Here is an 18,174-nt window from a genome sequence, read left to right on the forward strand (position 1 = left end):
GCCAATTCCTGACAATATGATTGGGCCAAGATGGACGTCCACGTGAGCCTCGAAGGGCGCGGCGACCTGGCGGCGCAAATCTATCGGCAGCTGCTCGACGCGATCCTGGACGGGCGGCTGCGCTCCGGCGATCGGCTGCCGCCGACCAGGGAACTGGCCGCGCGGCTCGACGTCTCGCGCAACACCGTCGGGGTGGCCTACGACCGGCTGGTGGCCGACGGGTTCCTGGTCGGGCGGGCCGGGGCGGGGACCTTCGTGGCGGCCTCGGCGGTGCGGGGGCGCTCGGCGCCGCGGGGCGTGGTGGAGCCGCGGGCGGTCTGGCGGTCGATCCCGGAGATGACGGGGCCGGATTCCGCTGTCTACGACTTCCGGGTGGGGACGCCTGATCCCGCGCTGTTTCCTGTCGCCGCCTGGCGGCGGCTGGTGGCCCGGGAGCTGCGGGTGGGGACGGTCGGGTACGCGGATCCCTCCGGATTTTTGGCGCTACGAGAGGCTATTGCGCGACATATCGGGATCAGTCGGTCGGTGCGCGCGGGGGCCGATGACGTGATCATCACGCACGGGGCACAGCAGGCACTGGACCTGATCGGCCGGGTCCTGATCGAGCCCGGCGCCACCGTCGCGGTCGAGGAGCCCGGCTACCCGCCCGCCCGCCGCCTGTTCCAGTCGCTCGGCGCCCGCGTGGCCGGGGTACCCGTCGACGCCGAGGGCATCGACGTGTCGGCCATCCCGCGTTCCGCCCGGCTGGTCTACGTCACGCCGTCGCACCAGTTCCCGCTCGGCACGCCCATGTCGCTGGCCCGTCGCGCGGCGCTGCTGGCCTGGGCGGAGCGGCGGCGGGCGGCGGTGATCGAGGACGACTACGACTCCGAGTTCCGCTTCGCCGACCGGCCCCTGGAGCCCCTGCAGAGCCTCGACCGGGCCGGGCGCGTCATCTACGTGGGCTCCTTCTCCAAGACGCTGCTGCCCATGCTGCGGCTCGGCTTCCTGATCGCGCCCGCCTCCCTGCGCCCTGCCTTGCGCGTGGCCAAACAGGTCACCGACTGGCACGGCGACGTCCCCACGCAGGCCGCACTCGCGCGCTTCATCGACGAGGGCCTGCTAGCCCGCCACATCAGGAAGGCCGGCCGCGAGTACGCCGCCCGCCACGCCCTCATCGCCGACACCCTCGCCCGCGACCCCCGCTTCCAGCTCGTCCCCTCGGCCGCCGGCCTGCACCTCTGCGCCCGCCTGCCGTCCGGCTTCCAGGTACGGCCGGCCGCCGGCTTGGCCGTCGAGCGCCTCGAGTCCTACTCCAGCGAGCCCCCACCCCAACACGGCGTGGTCATCGGCTACGGCGCCATCCCCCTCTCCCACATCCCCGCCGGGCTCTCCCTCCTCGCGGAGTCCCTCGTCAGGTGATCCACGGCCCGCTGGACGTTCGCGTCGATCGGCGCCAGGGAATCGAGCATCAGCCGCTCCCCGTCCCACGCGTCGAAGTTCGCCCGCCTTGCTTCCACCGACGCCCACGTCGGCTCGGGGAACCCGTCGATACCCCGCTCCCGTGACTCGAGCCTGCGCCGATGCAGGCCGGGATCCGGGCACACCACCTGGACGAACCGCAACGCCACCCCGCGGCGACCGGCCAGGTCGTGCCACATCTCCCGCGCCTGCGCCACGTCGTTGACGGCGTCCACGATGACCGCCTGCCCGAGTGCCAGGATCTCGGCCGCCAGCGTCTCCACGACGACGTAGGCGGCCAGCCCGGTCGGCTGGTCGCGTGCCACGCCTGCCCGCCACATCGCCGCCTCGACGGGATCGACCGACAGAACGGGCGCGCCCAGCCGCCGCCCCAGCCCCGCGGCGATCGAGCTCTTCCCCACGCCGGGCAGCCCACTCATCACCACCAACATGACCCGAATCCTCACACGAGCCTGTGACATCCCCGTCCCCTGGTGGCTCACCTGGCTGCCCGCCTAGCCTTGGCCCCACAGCGTTCATGATCGCTCGACGAAGGAGGTCGGGGTCATCAAGAGACGGAGAAGTCCGCAGGAGAAGAAGCTGCTCAGCTACACCAAGGATCGGCGCAACTGTTACGGCGAGAACGACAAGAGCTCGCGCAAGAGCATCCGGCGCAACAAGAGGTTCCCCAACCGCGCCAACAGGCGGCAGGCCACGCAGATCCTCGAAGGGATCACTGGGCCGGTCGACCCCGTGGCGGAGGAGGCGGCCGAGCGGCGGCTCGGGCTCAAGCGCCCCAAGCGGTGGCAGAAGTGGCCCGACATCCCCCTGGGCGAGATGGTCCAGGGGGCTCTGGAGCGCAGAGCGAGCCCCGCAGAGCCGACGAAGGACGCGCGGCGGATGCGGCGAGTTCGGAGGAGGCTGCGGTTGCCTGGGATGCGAGGGCTGTGACCCGACTTGACCTGGCGGCACTGCGGAATCGGGGGTTCCGGGTGCTGGGGGTGAGTCAGATCGTGTCCGTCTTCGGGGATCAGGTGTTGACCGTCGCCGTGACGATCGCCGTGCTCGATTCCGGGGGCGACGCGACGGCGCTGGGGGTGGTGCTGGCCTGCCGGGGCGTGGGGCTGGTGCTGTTCCTGCTCGTCGGAGGCGTGTGGGGCGATCGGATGCCGCGGCGCCGGGTGCTGGTCGTCGCGTACCTGGTTCAGGCCGCGGCCGTGGGGGCGCTGGTGGTGGCGCCGCGGGTGTGGGTGCTGGGGGCCGTGATCTTCCTGGCTGGGGTGCTGGAGGCGTTCATCAGGCCCGCGTTCAACGCCGTGCTGGGGGCGGTGCTGCGCGAGGACGAGCGGGTTTCCGGGCGGGCCCTGGTCAGCATCGCGATCAGGACCGCGATCATCGCGGGGCCGGGGTTGTCGGTGGTGATCGCGTCCGTGGTGGGGACCAGGGTGGCGTTCTGCGTGGCCATCGCGGCGTTCGCGGGGACGGCCCTGCTGCTCCGCGGGCTGGACGAGCCGGAACTACCCAAGAGCGACGGGAGGCTGGGGCGTGACATCGTCGCGGGGCTTGCCGCCGTCCGCGAGCGGCGCTGGGTGCTGGTGATGATGGTCTTCACGGCGGTGGAGCTGATGTTCACGGTGGCGCCGTCACAGGTGCTGCTGCCGGTCATCAGCCGCCAGGTCACCGGCGGCGACGGGGTGTACGGCACGGCCCTGGTGTGCTTCGGCGTCGGCGGGCTCGCCGGAGGGCTGGCCACCATGCTCTGGCGGCCCAGGGTCCCGTTGCTGGCGTTGATGGCCTACGGGCTGATCCCGCTGTCGTTGCTGTTCTTCCCGGCTGATTGGGTGGTGTTCGGGGCTTTTCTGCTGGCGGGGGTGGGGATCGAGGTGTTCGCGATCCGGTGGGACGTGGCGTTGCAGCGGGCTGTTCCCGGAGAGTTGCTGGGGCGGGTGAGTTCGGTGGCGTGGCTGTGCAGCTTCGGCCTGATGCCGTTCGGGCTGGCGCTGACCGGCCCGCTGGTCGGGCTGGTGGGCACGTCGGCGGTGCTGGCGGTGGCGGCCGCGCTGGTGCTCGCCGTCCCGCCGATGCTGGTGCGGATCGAGGGGATGAAGCGGTGGTGAGCCAGGGGACGGCGCTTGAGGCGATCGCGCGGCGGCCCGCGGATTTCCTGCGGTCCGGTTGGCCGTGGCGGTCGTTGGTGTACCTGCTTGCCAGCGTGGTGCCGGGCGTGTGCGCCGTGGCGGCGGGGATGCTGGGGGCGGCGACCCTCGTGGTGGTCGGGGTCGTGGTGGCGGTGCTGGCCGTACCGCTGGCCGGGCGGTTCGAGCGGTGGCGGCTGCGGCTGGTGGACGACCGGGCGGTCGTCGCGTCCGGCGGCAGGGAGCTGGGGCTGGGAGCGCTGGCGCTGCTGGTGCTGTGGTGGATCGATCTGGTGGTGGTGGGCTTCACGATCGGCGGGCCCGTGGTGCTGGTGCTGTCGCCGGTCGTGCAGCCTGATCCCGGGCCGGGAGCGGCCGGGTCGGTGATAGGGATCCTGCTGCTGCCGGTGGCGGTGTACACGATCACGGCGTGGGCGGGCGCGCGCGGCGTGGTGACCAGGTCGATCCTGGCGCCGCGCGACTCGGAGCTGGAGGAGGTGCTGCGCTCGCGGGCGCGCCTGGTGGACGCCTACGAGCTGGAGCGGCGCAGGATCGAGCGGGACCTGCACGACGGGGCGCAGCAGCGGCTGGTCGCGCTGAGCATGAAGCTCGGCATGGCCAGGCTCGATCTGCCCGGCCAGGAGCTCGTCGCCGAGGCGCACGAGGAGGCCAAGCTGGCGCTCACCGAGCTGCGCGAGCTCATCAGGGGCGTCCACTCGCGGGTGCTGACCGACCGCGGGCTGCCGGCCGCGATCAGGGATCTGGCCGGACGCTCGCCGGTGCCGATCGACGTCGAGGTCGACATCCCCGACAGGCTCGGGCAGGACGTGGAGGTGGCCGCCTACTACGTGGTGAGCGAGGCGCTGACCAACGTGGCCAAACACAGCGGGGCAACAAAGGCCGAAATAATGGGACATGTTGAGAAGCGGCGGCTGGTGCTGGAGATCCGTGACGACGGCAACGGTGGGGCCACCCCGGCAGGGGGATTGACCGGGTTGGCCGATCGCGTGTCAGTGGTGGACGGCAGACTGTCACTGTCCAGCCCGACGGGCGGCCCGACCCTGGTGCGAGTGGAGATCCCGTGCGCGTAGTGATCGCCGAGGACGCGGTCCTGCTGAGAGAGGGCCTGGCGGGACTCCTGGAGCGCTTCGGTCACACCGTGGTCGCCGCGGTGGGTGACGCGCAGGACCTGGTCGCGGCCGTGGCCGAGCACCGGCCCGACGTGGTGGTGACCGACGTGCGGATGCCGCCCGCCTTCACCGACGAGGGCCTGCGGGCGGCCGTCGAGCTGCGCAAGGGCCGGCCGGAGCTGGCGGTGCTCGTGCTCAGCCAGTACGTCGAGCAGACCTACGCCGCCGAGCTCATCGAGTCAGGCACGGGCGCCGGAGTCGGATACCTGCTCAAGGACCGGGTCGGCGACGTCAAGGAGTTCGTGGACGCCCTCGAACGGGTGGCGGCGGGCGGCACGGTGGTCGACCCCGAGGTGGTCCGCCAGCTCCTGCGCCGCCGCCGCGCCCCGCTGCAGCGGCTCTCCCCGCGGGAGCTCGAGGTGCTCGGGCTCATCGCCGAAGGGCTGTCCAACGGCTCGATCGCCCGCCGGCTCGTCGTCACCGAGGCGGCCGTGGCCAAGCACATCGCGAGCATCTTCACCAAGCTCGACCTGCCCCCCACCGCCGGCGGCCACCGCAGGGTGCTCGCCGTGCTGACCTATCTCGAGGAGTGACACCCGGATGAACGAGCCCTGGCAGGAGATCGGCGACGGCGTCTACGTCAGGCGCCACGAGTCCCTGGACATGAACGTCGGCCTGGTCGTGGGGGAGGGGCACTGCCTGGTCCTCGACACACGCATGTCCCACAGGGAGGCCGAGGACCTGATCGCGGCGATCAGGCGGATCACCCAGAGTCCCTGGACGGTCGTCAACAGCCACTCCCACTTCGACCACTACTTCGGCAACGCGCTGTTCCGCGGCGCGGAGATCTGGGGCCACATCCGCTGCGCCGAGGACATCGAGGAGACCGGCGAGGAGCAGCGCGCCAAGCTGGTCGGCGAGTATCCCGAGGTGGCCGAGGTGGAGATCGTGCCGCCCGACCAGACCTTCGCCGACCGGGCCACGCTGGACATCGGCGGCCGCGCCGTACACCTGCGCCATCTGGGGCTCGGCCACAGCAGCAACGACATCGTGGTGGAGGTGCCCGACGCGGGCGTGCTGTTCGCCGGCGACCTGGTCGAGGAGGGGGCGCCGCCGGCCTTCGGCGACTCCTACCCGCTCGACTGGCCGGGCACGATCGCCACGATGCTCGCCGAGCACCCCGACCCGGTCATCGTGCCCGGGCACGGCGCCGTGGTCGACCGCGCCTTCGTGGCCGCGCAGCAGCAGGAGCTGGCCCTGGTGGCGGAGCTGGCCAGGCGCGCGCACGTCGAGGGCCTGCGCGACGTCATGGGTTCCTTCCCCTATCCGGAAGAGGTCGTACGGCAGGCCCTGGAGCGGGCCTTCCGCCAGCTCGACTGACGACGTATAGTGCATAATGCAATATGGGAGGTGGCAACATGGCACGACGCCACGACTTGGTCGGCCTGACGGTGCTGGCCCTGCTCACGGTGCGCGCCGGCCACCCCTACGAGCTGCACCGGTTCATCGTCGACACGCACAAGGACTACATCACCGGCCTGCCGCGCAGCCTGTACCACGCGGTCGAGCGGCTGGCCAGGGACGAGCTGATCGTCCCCGTCGAGACGCACCGGGAAGGCAGAAGGCCGGAACGGACCGTCTACGAGATCACCGAGGAGGGCCGAGCGCAGCTGGAGACCCAGCTGAGAAGGCTGCTCGAGGAGCCCGATCCCGACCGGCGTGCGTTCGTCGCGGCGGTCTCGCTGATCGGGTGCCTGCCTCCGTCCGAGGCGGCGCGCGCGCTGCGGGCCAGGGCGGCCACCCTCGAGGGCGCGCTGGTGGGCATCGACGCGCACATCCGCGCCGTGGTCGACAGCGGGCTCCCCGAGATCCTTATGCTCGAGATCGAGTACGAACGCCGCCTGCACCAGGCCGACCTGGACTGGGCGCGCGAGGTGATCGAGCGGATCGAGAAAGGTGAGCTCGACTGGTCCGGCACCGTCAAGGCCGACCTGCTCGGCTGAGCAAGGGCCGCCGGGGTGCGCCAACACCCCGGCGGCCGGAAATCCGAACAAGGCGCCTGCCCTGTCCAGGACTCGCAGTCTCAGGATAGGCGCCGCGACAACAGGAGCTGTGCCATGTCCGAAGAGATCGTCAAACTGCTCGTACGGCTGGGCGAGACGTGGAACGCGGGTGACGCCGCGGGCTACGCCGACCTGTTCACCGCCGACGCCGACTACGTCACCTGGTTCGGCCTGCACATGCGGGGCCGCCAGGCCATCGAGGACTCCCACAGGGAGCTGTTCGCGACCACCTCGATCAAGCTCCCCGAGGGGGCGCAGCCACAGATCCGCTTCCTGTCCGACGACGTCGCCCTGGTCATCTCCGACGGCGCCTCGGTCGTGTCGTTCACCGCGGTACGCACGCCGGAGGGCTGGCGCTTCGCCTCCTTCCAGAACACCAGGGTGACCACGCTGTGAAGAAGCTGCTGGCCGAGGTGTCGGGCGTGATCGAGGCACCCGTCGACAAGGTGTGGCCCGAAGTGCTGGCCGACCTGGGCAGGGCCTGGGCGGCGCACCCGTCGCCCAAGCGGGAGAACGGCGACCACGCCGTCGCCTTCCAGGGCGGCTGGTGGTACCGCGGCGAGTGGTCGGCGACCCCCCACCCGCGCGGCACGCTGGTCGTCCACCGGGTCTACAACGTCGCCGAGCACCTGCGCTGGGGAGTCCCGCTGGCCAACCGGTTCTTCGTGGGCCTGGAGGACAAGACCCGGGATGGGTTCATGGCGGGGATCACCCGCATCGGTGCGAAGTTGGGGTGTTCCGCGAGGCTCGCCTAGGCTGGCGAGCCGTGAGCCTGCAGTGGGGACCACTGACCAAGGACGATGCCGTACCGCTGGCCGAGCTCTGGGCCGCCATGGAGGCCGAGGACGACACAGGCGAGCGGTACGGCGTCGAGGACGTCGCGCAGCAACTCGCCAACCCGCTGCTCGACCTGCCTGGCGGCACGCTGGCCGCCAGGCGGGGCCGCAGCCTGGTGGCCTTCGCGATGCTGCCGGCCAGGCCCGCGTACCTGCGCATGTGGGGAGGCGTCCACCCCGCACACCGTGGTCAGGGGTACGGCACGCGCCTGCTGGACTGGGGCTACCGTACGGCCCGCGCGATGCGGGTGCGCAACGAGTCCTTCCAGGACCACTGGCGCAGCGTGCCGTACACCAGGGAGAGCTGGCTGCAGTACATGATCGGCAACCTGCACTTCCTGCCCGGCTCGTCCTTCCTGGCGCTGGCCGACGGCCGCCCGGTGAGTGCCGTGATCACCCACGAGCGCGAGGGCCAGGCCTGGATCCAGATCGTCGGCACGCTGGCCGGCTGGCGCGGCAGAGGCGTGGCGAGCGGCCTGCTCGCACACGCCCTGTCCGCCTTCAAGGCCCAGGGGTACGGCACAGCGGGGCTGGGCGTGGACACGCACAACCCCACCGGAGCCCTGAGCGTCTACCGCCGAGCCGGCTTCGAGGTCGTCAGGCGGTCCGCGACCTACGCGCGGGCACTCACGCCAGAGTGATCTTCCCCTTGGAGATCTTGATCCGCCGGGGAGCCAGCGCCCGAGGAGCAGGCCCACGGACCACATGACCCGTCAGCGCGCTGTACTGGCTGCCATGACACGGACAGGTGATCGTGTTGTGGCTGATGGTGGCGACGGTGCAGCCCTGATGGGTGCACTTGGAACTGAAGCACTTGAACACACCCTTCTTCGGGTGTGTGATCACGACGCTGCCGACGACCTTTCCGCCACCAACGCGGATGTCCTTGGTCCTGGCGAGCACCGGCTTGGCGGATTCCTCCTCCGCCTCGGCCGGCTTGGGCCACAGGAACACGGCTCCTGCGCCCAGTAATCCGCCTCGGGTGATCAGTGCACGGCGTGTGAGCATGGTTGCCTCCTTCAACCATCGAGACGGATCGCACACGTCCCTTGGTTCACGGAAATTTCGCGATAAATCCGCCGTCCTGGGCCACCAGAGTGCCGCCGTGGAGCACCGCGATGTCCCGCGCGATGGCCAACCCGAGCCCCGCGCCGCCTCCGTCCCTGGCCCGCGCCTCGTCGAGCCTGGTGAACCGGTCGAAGACCGCCTCCCTGTGCTCCGGCGGGATCCCCGGGCCGTCGTCCAGCACCTCCAGGATCGCCTCGCCGCCCTCGCGCGCGACGCGGACCACGACGGTCCCGGCGGCATGCCGTACGGCGTTGTCCACGAGGTTGATCACCAGCCTGGCCAGGTGGCCGCGCGAGCCCTGGATGACCACGTCCGGCTGGACGTCGAGCTCGAGCCGCACCTCGGAGGTGGTGTGGCGCAGCGACTCCTCGGCGGCCACCTGGCCCACGTCCAGCTCGCCGGTCAGCAGCGGCTCCCCGGCGTCCAGCCGGGCCAGCATCAGCAGATCGGCGGCCAGCGCCTGCAGGCGCTCGATGTCGCGCAGCGCCTCGCGCGTCAGCTCGCTCGGGTCGGCCAGCTCCAGCCTGGCCCGCAGCGTGGCGATCGGGGAGCGCAGCTCGTGGGCGGCGTCGGCGACGAAGCGCTTGTGCGTCTCGACGGCCGTCTCCAGCCGGTCCAGGGTGCCGTTGACGGTCCCCGCCAGCGCGGCGACCTCGTCCTGGGACTCCGGCACCGGCACGCGCTGGTGCAGGTCCCTGGCGGTGATGTGGGCGAGCTTGGCCCTGATCGAGGCCACCGGCGCCAGCGTGCGGCCCACCGAGAACCACGTCATCCCGGCCACCACCACCAGCAGGGCGGGGATGCCCGGCAGCAGGGCGCGGTTGAGCGTGTCGAGCGCCTCCTGGGCGGGCAGCAGCGAGGCACGCGCGAAGACCGTGGCAGGGCCTGTTTCGGTGCTGACGGTCATGCTGGCCACCGCGAAGTCGGCCGGCTGTGCCCAGGTGGTCACAGGGGCGCCCTCCGACACGGTGGTGGCGATAGCACCGTTGTCGTCCTTGCCCACGATCACGTCGGGGTCCGGCGCCCCCGCCGCGGGCTTGGTCTTGGCCGCGTAGCCCTGGATCACCAGCGGCGCCGCCAGCACCGCGCGCCTGGCCGCCTCGGCGTCGAAGCTGTCCCTCAGGTTGGCGCGCAGCGTCGCGACCAGCACGGCCGCCGCGATGCCCAGCGCCACGGCCACGACCAGGGTGGCCGCCAGCGTCGCGCGCACCCGCAGCGATCTCATTCCGCCTCCAGCCGGTATCCGGCCCCGCGCACGGTCACCAGGCTCGACCTGCCGAACGGCTGGTCGATCTTGCGGCGCAGCGCGCTGATGTAGACCTCGACGATGTTCGGGTCGCCGTCGTAGGAGAAGTCCCAGGCCTGGGCGAGCAGCTCGCTCTTGGACACCACCTGGCCGGCGCGCCGCGCCAGCCCGTGCAGCACGGCGAACTCCTTCGGCGTCAGCGCGATCTCCTTCTCGCCCCTGCGGCAGCGCAGCCCGGCCGGGTCGATCACCAGGTCGCCGACCGTGATGGAGACGGGCCGCTCCTGGCCGCCCCGCCGTACCAGGGCCCTGAGCCTGGCCAGCAGCACCACGTAGGAGAAGGGCTTGGCCAGGTAGTCGTCGGCGCCGGTGTCGAGGGCCTCGGCCTCGTCGTGGACGCCGTCCTTGGCGGTGAGCATCATGATCGGCGTCCAGTTGCCCTGCTCGCGCAGCCGCGAGCAGATCGCGTACCCGTTCAGCCTGGGCAGCATCACGTCCAGGACGATCACGTCGTAGGGGTTCTCGCTGGCCATCCACAGGCCGTCGCGCCCGTCGTAGGCCACGTCGACGGCGAACCCCTCGCCCGCCAGCCCGCCCTTGACCAGATCGGCCAGCCGCTGCTCGTCCTCCACCAATAGCACTCGCACGCCACCCAGAGTCCTACACGGCACCTAAAGCCAACCTGAAGATCATTTAGGCCGCCTTCAGGATCACTTCAGGTACGGCGGGCCAGTCTGTGGGCGTTCCACCGACGAGACAGGAGAATCCATGTTCAAGCGACGCATCGTGATCCTCGGGGCTGCCGGTTTCCTGGCCCTGGCGGGCCTGGGCGGATCGGCGCTGGCCGCCGCCAACAACAGCGCCGACGACCCGGGCGCGGTCGACGGCACGGTCACCTGCACGACCAGCGACGGCCAGACCCTCCACCTGCAGGCCGCCGTCCCGGTCACGATCGACAAGGACGGCAAGATCAAGCAGGGCGACCCCTCCGACCTGCCGCCCCCCGGCGCGGTCATGGCCTCTCCCGCCACTCCCGCCACCACCCTTCCCTCCGGTGCTCCCACGCCGACCGCCGGTGCCGCGGAGATCCAGTCGTTCGCCGCGACCGAGACGCAGCCTGGCGAGAAGGCCGAGGGTGGCTTCATGATGAAGCAGGAGGACGGCAAGGTCACGCAGAGGCTCGACGCCGCCGGCGTCCCGCCGAAGGACGGCGTGGGCAAGGCCTTCACCGTGAAGTGCGTCAAGGACCAGTAGCCCCGTCGAAGGAGGGGTGCGGCCCGAGGGCCCAGTACTCGAACAGCCCGTGTCCCACCTGCCCGTCGTACTCGAAGCGGCCGACGGCGTCGACCATGCCCCACATCCGGGCGGCGTCGTCTGGCAGCCGGTAAGTGACGCCCTGCACCACCGGTCCCACGCCCTGGTACATCCCGTGCTTCCAGTCGGGCTCCAGGCCGTAGCCCGTGCCCACCATCAGGTGCACGGGCAGGAGCGGGGTGCAGGTCACCTCGAGCTTGCCGAAGGTGATGGTCGCCTCGACGACGTCGCGGGTGCCGGGGGCGTACACGGGATGGTATTCGGGGCGGCCCAGGTACTCCTCGCGGCCGTCGGCCCACACTCTGGTGGCCTCCTCCAGGACCCTGCGGCCCTGCTCGTCCTCCTGGACGATGCACAGGATCGCGTGGTCGTCGAACTGCATGGGTGCGTACAGCCAGTAGAACGTGCCCGGGTTCTTGACCTGGATGCCGGGCGGCTCAGGCTCGCCGACCGGTCTGATGCCCCAGGACCGGTCGCGGGTTCCCTGCCAGCGGTCCGGAGTGACCTGGATGTCCTCCGTGCCGAGCCTGATATTTCCGGACCAGCGGCCGGTCTGCGCCAGCCGTACCGAGTCGAAGACGACTCTCTCCTGCCAGCGGATGAAGTGCCGTGGCTCCAGTGTCGCGGGGATCGTCCCCTCCCAGGTGAGGTCGAAGGACAGGCCATGCTCGCCGGGCTCCAGGACCACCCGGAGCCGCTTGAGCCCTTCGAGGACCTCCACCCGGAAGGGGCCGACCCCGGTGTCCATCCGGTCGGCGCCCAGCTCGCGGGAGGCGCGCACGACGCGGTGCAGGTCGGGCGTGCGGACGCAGGCGAAGGCGTCGGTGACGCCGAGGTTGGGGTACTGGCCGACCCCCACGATCAGCATGAGCCGGTCGTCACCGGCGTGGCAATTGAAGTAGTACCGGTCGTAGAAGTTGCGGTCGGACGTGGCCACGTGTCGCATGACCTGAGGGGCCTGATGGATGGGGTAGTCGTCGAGCGGTGACAGGGTCATGCCGCTCGTTGTAGCAAGCGCTTGGTTTCAGGTCAACGAAAAAGTGCGCCCCATCCTCTGAGGGAGGGGGCGCACTTTCTCGCGAAAAATCACGACATCTTGTCGTCGATCTTGCTCGCGACCTTCTCCGCCGATCCGGCGGTCTTCTCCGCTCTGTCGTCGACCCACTGAGAGGCATCTGAGGCGGAGTCCTTCATGTGCTCGGTCCACTGCTGAGCATTGCGGCGGTAGAACAGGTATCCCATTCCGCCGACCGCCACGCCGGTCATCAGCACGATCACCGGCCAGCGCCGCGATTTGGGCGGCGTCGGGTCGATCTTCTTCGCGGCCTTGGTCATCATGCGACTGACCTTGGGCGCGATCTCGTCCTCGACCCGGTGCGCGGCCTCCTCCAGCCTCGGCGCTGCCCAGTAGCGGGCTTCCTCGAAGCGGTGGGCGGTGACCAGCTTGGCCTGATCCGCCATCGGCCGGATGCGTTTGCCGGATCTCATTGCCTGGGCCTTCATCCGGCCCATCCACGTGGCGGGAATCTCCTTGGCCACGCGGCGTCTTCTTAGTGTCAGGGACACGACAACCTCCCCTGTCGTTGGGGCCCCGGAGCGTGACCTTCCCGGTACAAGGCGGCTCAATCATGGCAGCGCGTGGGAGGATGGCCGGAAGGCCCAACGGCCGTAGTCATCAAAACATCACAAACCAACCCTGTACCTAGAGGGGGGCAGCTGTCTCGTGGCTGAGAAGCTGATCGCAAATCTGCAGACAAACCACGGTCTCATCCGGATCAAGCTCTTTCCCGAGCTCGCCCCGGAGACCGTCGCGAACTTCGTGGAACTCGCCGAAGGCACCCGCGACTGGACCCACCCGGAGTCGGGTGAGAAGCAGTCGGGCACGTCGCTGTACAACGGCACGATCTTCCATCGCGTCATCCAGGGCTTCATGATCCAGGGCGGCGACCCGCTCGGCCAGGGCATCGGCGGCCCCGGCTACGACTTCGACGACGAGATCCACGCCCAGAACAACTTCAACCGCCCCTACCTGCTTGCCATGGCCAACGCGGGCAAGCGGATGGGCCGGGGCACCAACGGCTCGCAGTTCTTCATCACCGTGAGCGCCCAGTCCCATCTCAACCAGGGCCACACCATCTTCGGTGAGGTCATCGAGGGCAAGAACGTGGTCGACGAGATCTCCAAGGTCCGCACCGGCCGCAACGACCGTCCCGCCCAGGACGTGGTCCTCGAGTCGGTGACCATCGACCGGTCCCAGGCCTGAGCCGGCCGCCTGTGGCCTGGCGGAACGCGGTAGGCTCCGCCAGGCCATAGGCTGCGGTCATGACCAGCCAGCCGCCGAGCCCCACCCCGCAGCCGTCGGAGCAGGTGCCGACGTGCTACCGGCACCCGGACAAGGAAACCTGGGTCCGCTGCCAGCGCTGCGACCGCCCCATCTGCCCTGACTGCATGAACGACGCCTCGGTCGGCTTCCAGTGCCCCGAATGCGTCGCGGAAGGCAACAGGGGAGTACGGCAGGCCAGGTCCGCCCTGGGCGGCAAGGTGGTCGGCACGCCGTACGTGACCTGGGCGATCCTGGCGATCAACGTGATCGTGTTCGCCGCGCAGTACCTGATGGGCGAGACAGTCACGGCGCGGCTGCAGATGTGGCCCCTCGCGGTCGCGGTTCGCGAGGACTACTACCGCCTGATCACCGCCGCGTTCGTGCACGGCGGAGTTTTCCACATCCTGTTCAACAGCTGGGCGCTGTACGTCGTCGGCCCCTACCTGGAGCGCGCCTTCGGCCACACCCGCTACCTGGCCATCTACCTGCTCAGCGCGCTGGGCGGCTCGGTCCTCGGCTACTGGGTCGACCCGGTGGCCGCGATCACCGTGGGCGCGTCAGGGGCCATCTTCGGCCTGTTCGGCGCCATCTTCGTGGTCGGGCGCAGGCTGAACCTCGACGTGCGCGGCATCGCCGTGCTCATCGTGATCAACCTGGTGATCACGTTCCTGCCCGGGCTCAACATCAGCTGGACGGGCCACGTCGGCGGCCTGATCACCGGAACGGTGCTGGCCGCCGCGCTGGCCTACGCCCCGAAGCCGAACAGGACGTTCTGGCAGGTGCTGGCGCTGGTGGGGATGTTCGCCATCCTGGCGGGACTGGCGGTCCTGCGAACCTCGATGATCCTCAGCAGCCTGGGCTAGCCGCGTCCTTCCCCAGGGTGTGGAAAAGACTGTGGAAAGAACTAACGCCAGCGGGTGGAAAGCACCACACCGAAGATGATGAATACGAACCCGATCAGCAGATTCCACTGCTGGAGGTCGCCGATGAAGGGGGTCTGCGGAGCCACGTAGTACACGGCGATCCACAGGATGCCGATGATCCATGCAGCCACCATGGTCGGTGCCAGCCATCGCGGGCTGACCTTGACCTGCTGGGACTTCTGCGGCGGGGTGTATACCGCCTTCTTGCGGGCCTTGGACTTGGGCACTGGGTAACTCCTGCTGAGGGCCTGGGCTTCCGGATCGTCCACAGGCTCTTCGTTAAGCGTAGTTGAAGCGGTCCCCAGGATAGTCGCCACGCGCATGAGATGGCGATCCCGGACGATCCGATCAAGCCGCCATACTCTTGACAGCGTGAGGGTACTGCTACGGAGCGTAGGGGAGCTGGCTATCACGGGGGGCGTGGTCATGCTCCTCTTCTGCGCTTACCTGCTGTGGGGAACCGGCGCCTACACCGCACGCATGCAGCTGGTCCTGCAGCAACAGCTGGCGGAGGACCGGCAGGACGATCCGGCCAAACCCGATGACGGCAAGCTGAACAAGATCAAGCTCGGCGGCGCGGTGGCCATGCTCCGCATCCCCAGACTCGGCAACGACTACAAGTACGCCGTGGTCGAGGGTGTGGACACGGAGAACCTCAAGCAGGGGCCAGGCCACAAACCAGGCTCGGCGATGCCCGGCAAGGTGGGCAACTTCGTGGTCTCAGGACACCGGACCACCTACGGCGCGCCCTTCAACCGGATCAACGAGCTGAAGCGCGACGACGAGATCATCGTCGATACCCGCCGGGCCCGCTACATCTACCGGGTCACCTCCCAGGACATCGTCGACCCAGGGGACCTGGACGTGACCGCCCCCGTCCCCGGCAAACCCGACATCCGACCGATCCGGGCCTACATCACGCTCACCACGTGCCATCCCGAGTACTCCGCCGCCCAGCGCCTGATCGTGTACGGCGTGCTGAAGAAGACCGAGCCCAGGGAGGAATGAGCGATGTACGCGTGGCTGTGGCGGAAACTGCCGGGAAAGCTCGCCGTCAAGCTGCTGCTGACCGCGGTGCTCCTCGCCGTGGTGGTGGCCGTACTCTGGTATGCGGTCTTCCCGCTGCTGGAGCCAGCGGTGCCGCTCGATGAGGTGACCGTCAAGAAATGACCCGCGTCCTGGTCGTGGACAACCACGACAGCTTCGTCCACACGATCGTGCAGTACCTGCGTGCGCTGGGCGCCGCGTGCGACGTCCGGCCCCGCGACGACGTCCAGGTGGACGACGCCGACGGATTCGACGGCGTGCTGGTGAGCCCGGGCCCCGGCACGCCCGAGGCGGCGGGGGTGAGCGTGCCGCTGGTCCACTACTGCGCCGAGCGCGACCTGCCGCTGCTCGGGGTCTGCCTGGGCCACCAGGCCATCGCGGTCGCCTACGGCGGCGTCGTGGCCCGCGCGCCCGAACTCGTCCACGGGCGCACCAGCCAGGTCGAGCACGACGGCCGCGGCGTCTTCGAGCAACTGCCGTCGCCGGTGCGGATGACCCGTTACCACTCGCTGGCCGTGCTGCCCGACAGCGTGCCCGATGAGCTCGAGGTGACCGCGAAGACCGCCGACGGCGTCATCATGGGCCTGCGCCACCGTACGGCGCCCGTGGAGGGCATCCAGTTCCATCCCGAGTCCGTGCTGTCGGAGCACGGCCACCGGCTGCTGGGCAACTGGCTGAACGCCCTCGTGTAACACGAAAGCGGCGGAGAACGACTCATCTAGTGAGCGTCCCCCGCCGTCGCCCCCGAGCGGCGGGGGCGCTTTCGTCTTTTGCGCGTCAGCCCAGCGGGTTGCCGTCCCCGCCGTCGTCCTGCGTGGGCTCGTCCGTGGGCAGCGTTGGCTGGTCCGTCGGCTGGTCCGTGGGCTGATCGGTCGGCTGGTCCGTCGGCTGCGCCTCAGGACCGGTCGAGACCACGATCGTGATGGTCGTGCCGGGCGGCAGCTTGGTGCCCTCCGGCGGGTTCTGCTGGATGACCGTGCCCTTGGGCTGGTCGTTCGCCTGCGGGACCGCCTTGACCTTGAACCCGGCGGACTTGAGCATGTTGGTCGCGTCCTGCTGGGTCAGGTTCGTCACGGCCGGAACCGCGGTCAGCTGCTTGGGCACGTAGAGCGTGACCGTGCCGCCCTTGTCCAGGCTCTCGCCCGCCTTCGGGTCGGTTTCTATGACCTTGCCCTGCGGCTTGCCCGACAGCTTGTACTTGACCACGCCGGTGAGGTTGGCAGCCTCCAGCGCCGTCTTGGCATCATCGACCGACTGGCCGATCAGCCCGTCGGGCACCTTGACCTTCTCCACGCCCTTGGAGACCTTCAGCGTGACCGTCTGGCCCTCGGCCACCGCGGTGTTCGCGGGCGGGTCCGTGCTGATCACGGTGCCCTTGGCGGCCTCGTCGTTGTACTCCTCGACCACCACGGGCTTGAGCTTCATGTTGGTCAGCTGCTGCTGAGCGTACTTGACGTCCTGCTGGGCCAACTCGGGCACCTTGAGCGTCGTCTCCGGCGTGCCCTTGGAACCGAGGAAGGCGTAGCCGATGCCGATGAACGCGCCGATGACCAGCAGTGGGATGATGATCCACAGCGCGGTCTTGAGCGCCTTGTTGCCGCTGGAGGCGGCGCGTCTGCGACCGCCGCGCCCACCTCCCTCGCCGTACTCGTACGGCGGGACCGAGGTCGTGCGCTGGGTGGCGGGCCCCGAGGCCGACTGGGTGGCCGTCATCATCCGGGTGCCGGCGCCGTGCTGGTTGGTCAGCGCCATCGTCGCGGCGTCGGTCGGCATGCCGGACATCGCCCGCTGGATGTCGGCGCGCATCTCGCCCGCGCTCTGGTAGCGGTGCGCCGGGTCCTTGGCCATCGCCTTGAGCACGATCGCGTCGGCCCACGGCGGGATCTCCGGGTCGATCTGCGACGGCGGGATCGGCTCCTCGCGCACGTGCTGGTAGGCGATCGCGACGGGGGAGTCGCCGGTGAACGGCGGCTGGCCGGTCAGCAGCTCGTAGAGCACGCAACCGGTGGAGTAGATGTCGCTGCGCGCGTCGACCCGCTCACCGCGCGCCTGCTCGGGCGACAGGTACTGCGCTGTCCCTATCACCTGCGCGGTCTGCGTCATCGTGGCGGCCGAGTCGGCCATCGCCCTGGCGATGCCGAAGTCCATCACCTTCACGTCGCCGGCGCGGGTGATCATCACGTTGGCCGGCTTGATGTCGCGGTGCACGATGCCACCGCGGTGGCTGTAGTCCAGCGCCCGCAGGATGCCGTCGACCAGCTCGACCGCGCGCTCGGGCAGCAGCCGCCGATCCTGGCGCAGCAGGTCGCGCAGCGTCCGCCCGTCGACGTACTCCATCACGATGTAGGGCACGGGGGCGCCGTCGGTGGTGTCCTCGCCGGTGTCGTAGACCGCGACCACGGCCGGGTGGTTCAGCGACGCCGCGGATTGGGCTTCACGGCGGAAACGGGCCTGGAAGGTGTGGTCTCGCGCCAGGTCCGACCGGAGGGTCTTGATCGCGACAATTCGGTCCAGCCGGATGTCTCGGGCACGATACACCTCGGCCATGCCGCCGCGCCCGACGACACCGTCGAGCTCGTAGCGACCTCCGAGTAGCCGAGGCTGAGTCATTTCCTGCACTGTCCCTTACCGTTCATCTGGGGTACCGGC

Annotated in this window: 23 protein-coding genes; 15 read left to right on the forward strand and 8 right to left on the reverse strand. The window is 69.8% G+C overall.

All coding sequences use genetic code 11. The features are described from left to right. Positions 1–30: 30 nt before the first annotated feature. On the forward strand, positions 31–1,401 hold the full coding sequence (gene pdxR, locus KIK09_RS12740) for a MocR-like pyridoxine biosynthesis transcription factor PdxR (protein ID WP_214319219.1): 1,371 nt from the start codon (positions 31–33) through the stop codon (positions 1,399–1,401). Here the strand turns inward: pdxR and KIK09_RS12745 are convergent. After that, on the reverse strand, positions 1,332–1,892 hold the full coding sequence (locus KIK09_RS12745; protein WP_214319220.1) for a P-loop nucleotide/nucleoside kinase family protein: 561 nt from the start codon (positions 1,890–1,892) through the stop codon (positions 1,332–1,334). The two genes, pdxR and KIK09_RS12745, sit on opposite strands and share 70 nt — an antisense overlap. A gap of 495 nt (positions 1,893–2,387) precedes the next feature. Between KIK09_RS12745 and KIK09_RS12750 the strand changes: the two genes are divergently transcribed. From KIK09_RS12750 to KIK09_RS12785, 8 genes are all read left to right on the forward strand, one after another. Further along, positions 2,388–3,557 carry an MFS transporter gene (locus tag KIK09_RS12750; RefSeq protein WP_308164052.1) on the forward strand — a complete coding sequence of 390 codons (1,170 nt, stop codon included), beginning with the start codon at positions 2,388–2,390 and terminating at the stop codon, positions 3,555–3,557. After that, positions 3,554–4,666, forward strand: a complete 1,113-nt coding sequence (locus tag KIK09_RS12755) for a sensor histidine kinase (RefSeq protein ID WP_308164053.1) — start codon at positions 3,554–3,556, stop codon at positions 4,664–4,666. The genes KIK09_RS12750 and KIK09_RS12755 overlap by 4 nt, the downstream gene beginning before the upstream one ends. Continuing rightward, positions 4,657–5,298: a response regulator transcription factor gene (locus KIK09_RS12760; protein ID WP_214319224.1), complete on the forward strand. Its 642-nt coding sequence runs from the start codon at positions 4,657–4,659 to the stop codon at positions 5,296–5,298. Before KIK09_RS12755 ends, KIK09_RS12760 begins: the two co-directional genes overlap by 10 nt. A gap of 7 nt (positions 5,299–5,305) precedes the next feature. Then, positions 5,306–6,085 (forward strand): MBL fold metallo-hydrolase, encoded by a 780-nt coding sequence (locus KIK09_RS12765; RefSeq protein WP_214319225.1) that lies wholly within the window; start codon positions 5,306–5,308, stop codon positions 6,083–6,085. A 38-nt stretch (positions 6,086–6,123) separates the two neighbouring features. After that, on the forward strand, positions 6,124–6,708 hold the full coding sequence (locus tag KIK09_RS12770; protein ID WP_214319226.1) for a PadR family transcriptional regulator: 585 nt from the start codon (positions 6,124–6,126) through the stop codon (positions 6,706–6,708). Between the two features lie 114 nt (positions 6,709–6,822). Beyond that, positions 6,823–7,164 (forward strand): SgcJ/EcaC family oxidoreductase, encoded by a 342-nt coding sequence (locus tag KIK09_RS12775; protein ID WP_214319227.1) that lies wholly within the window; start codon positions 6,823–6,825, stop codon positions 7,162–7,164. Next, the gene (locus KIK09_RS12780) at positions 7,161–7,523 is read left to right on the forward strand and encodes a hypothetical protein (protein ID WP_214319228.1); all 363 of its coding nucleotides are present in this window, start codon (positions 7,161–7,163) and stop codon (positions 7,521–7,523) included. Before KIK09_RS12775 ends, KIK09_RS12780 begins: the two co-directional genes overlap by 4 nt. Before the next feature lie 11 nt (positions 7,524–7,534). Then, entirely contained in the window at positions 7,535–8,245 is a 711-nt protein-coding gene (locus tag KIK09_RS12785; protein WP_214319229.1) for a GNAT family N-acetyltransferase, read from the forward strand. Here KIK09_RS12785 and KIK09_RS12790 read toward each other — a convergent pair. The 3 genes from KIK09_RS12790 to KIK09_RS12800 are packed head-to-tail and all read right to left on the reverse strand — an operon-like array spanning position 8,232 to position 10,565. Further along, on the reverse strand, positions 8,232–8,612 hold the full coding sequence (locus KIK09_RS12790; protein WP_214319235.1) for a Rieske (2Fe-2S) protein: 381 nt from the start codon (positions 8,610–8,612) through the stop codon (positions 8,232–8,234). The two genes, KIK09_RS12785 and KIK09_RS12790, sit on opposite strands and share 14 nt — an antisense overlap. A gap of 46 nt (positions 8,613–8,658) precedes the next feature. Then, positions 8,659–9,897, reverse strand: a complete 1,239-nt coding sequence (locus KIK09_RS12795) for an ATP-binding protein (protein WP_214319237.1) — start codon at positions 9,895–9,897, stop codon at positions 8,659–8,661. Beyond that, positions 9,894–10,565 (reverse strand): response regulator transcription factor, encoded by a 672-nt coding sequence (locus KIK09_RS12800; RefSeq protein WP_214319239.1) that lies wholly within the window; start codon positions 10,563–10,565, stop codon positions 9,894–9,896. The genes KIK09_RS12795 and KIK09_RS12800 overlap by 4 nt, the downstream gene beginning before the upstream one ends. A 121-nt stretch (positions 10,566–10,686) precedes the next feature. On the opposite strand from KIK09_RS12800, the gene KIK09_RS12805 reads away from it, so the two are divergent. Next, positions 10,687–11,172, forward strand: a complete 486-nt coding sequence (locus KIK09_RS12805; protein WP_214319241.1) for a hypothetical protein — start codon at positions 10,687–10,689, stop codon at positions 11,170–11,172. On the opposite strand, the gene KIK09_RS12810 is transcribed toward KIK09_RS12805, so the two are convergent. Both KIK09_RS12810 and KIK09_RS12815 read right to left on the reverse strand, forming a co-directional pair. After that, positions 11,159–12,229 (reverse strand): Rv3169 family protein, encoded by a 1,071-nt coding sequence (locus KIK09_RS12810; protein ID WP_214319243.1) that lies wholly within the window; start codon positions 12,227–12,229, stop codon positions 11,159–11,161. The two genes, KIK09_RS12805 and KIK09_RS12810, sit on opposite strands and share 14 nt — an antisense overlap. Before the next feature lie 89 nt (positions 12,230–12,318). Next, entirely contained in the window at positions 12,319–12,771 is a 453-nt protein-coding gene (locus KIK09_RS12815; protein WP_214319245.1) for a hypothetical protein, read from the reverse strand. A 184-nt stretch (positions 12,772–12,955) separates the two neighbouring features. Here KIK09_RS12815 and KIK09_RS12820 point away from each other — a divergent pair, with 184 nt between their 5' ends. Together KIK09_RS12820 and KIK09_RS12825 are read left to right on the forward strand one after the other, a co-directional pair. Further along, the gene (locus tag KIK09_RS12820; protein ID WP_308164054.1) at positions 12,956–13,495 is read left to right on the forward strand and encodes a peptidylprolyl isomerase; all 540 of its coding nucleotides are present in this window, start codon (positions 12,956–12,958) and stop codon (positions 13,493–13,495) included. A gap of 59 nt (positions 13,496–13,554) precedes the next feature. Then, the gene (locus tag KIK09_RS12825) at positions 13,555–14,418 is read left to right on the forward strand and encodes a rhomboid family intramembrane serine protease (RefSeq protein ID WP_214319247.1); all 864 of its coding nucleotides are present in this window, start codon (positions 13,555–13,557) and stop codon (positions 14,416–14,418) included. Positions 14,419–14,459: 41 nt separating this feature from the next. On the opposite strand, the gene KIK09_RS12830 is transcribed toward KIK09_RS12825, so the two are convergent. Further along, positions 14,460–14,705: a cell division protein CrgA gene (locus KIK09_RS12830; RefSeq protein ID WP_214319637.1), complete on the reverse strand. Its 246-nt coding sequence runs from the start codon at positions 14,703–14,705 to the stop codon at positions 14,460–14,462. Between the two features lie 94 nt (positions 14,706–14,799). Between KIK09_RS12830 and KIK09_RS12835 the strand changes: the two genes are divergently transcribed. From KIK09_RS12835 to KIK09_RS12845, 3 genes are read left to right on the forward strand one after another with little or no spacing between them, the layout of a single operon-like run. Continuing rightward, positions 14,800–15,486, forward strand: coding sequence for a class E sortase (locus tag KIK09_RS12835; protein ID WP_214319249.1), 687 nt, complete (start codon positions 14,800–14,802; stop codon positions 15,484–15,486). Positions 15,487–15,489: 3 nt separating this feature from the next. Beyond that, positions 15,490–15,648, forward strand: coding sequence for a hypothetical protein (locus KIK09_RS12840; RefSeq protein ID WP_214319251.1), 159 nt, complete (start codon positions 15,490–15,492; stop codon positions 15,646–15,648). Next, positions 15,645–16,217, forward strand: a complete 573-nt coding sequence (locus tag KIK09_RS12845) for an anthranilate synthase component II (protein ID WP_214319252.1) — start codon at positions 15,645–15,647, stop codon at positions 16,215–16,217. Before KIK09_RS12840 ends, KIK09_RS12845 begins: the two co-directional genes overlap by 4 nt. 85 nt (positions 16,218–16,302) lie before the next feature. Here the strand turns inward: KIK09_RS12845 and pknB are convergent, their stop codons facing one another. Continuing rightward, a complete protein-coding gene (pknB, locus tag KIK09_RS12850; RefSeq protein ID WP_214319260.1) occupies positions 16,303–18,135 on the reverse strand; it encodes a Stk1 family PASTA domain-containing Ser/Thr kinase in 1,833 nt (610 codons plus the stop codon). Between the last annotated feature and the right edge of the window lie 39 nt (positions 18,136–18,174).

The sequence above is a fragment of the Nonomuraea sediminis genome (genome assembly GCF_018531495.1).
GTDB lineage: Bacteria > Actinomycetota > Actinomycetes > Streptosporangiales > Streptosporangiaceae > Nonomuraea > Nonomuraea sediminis.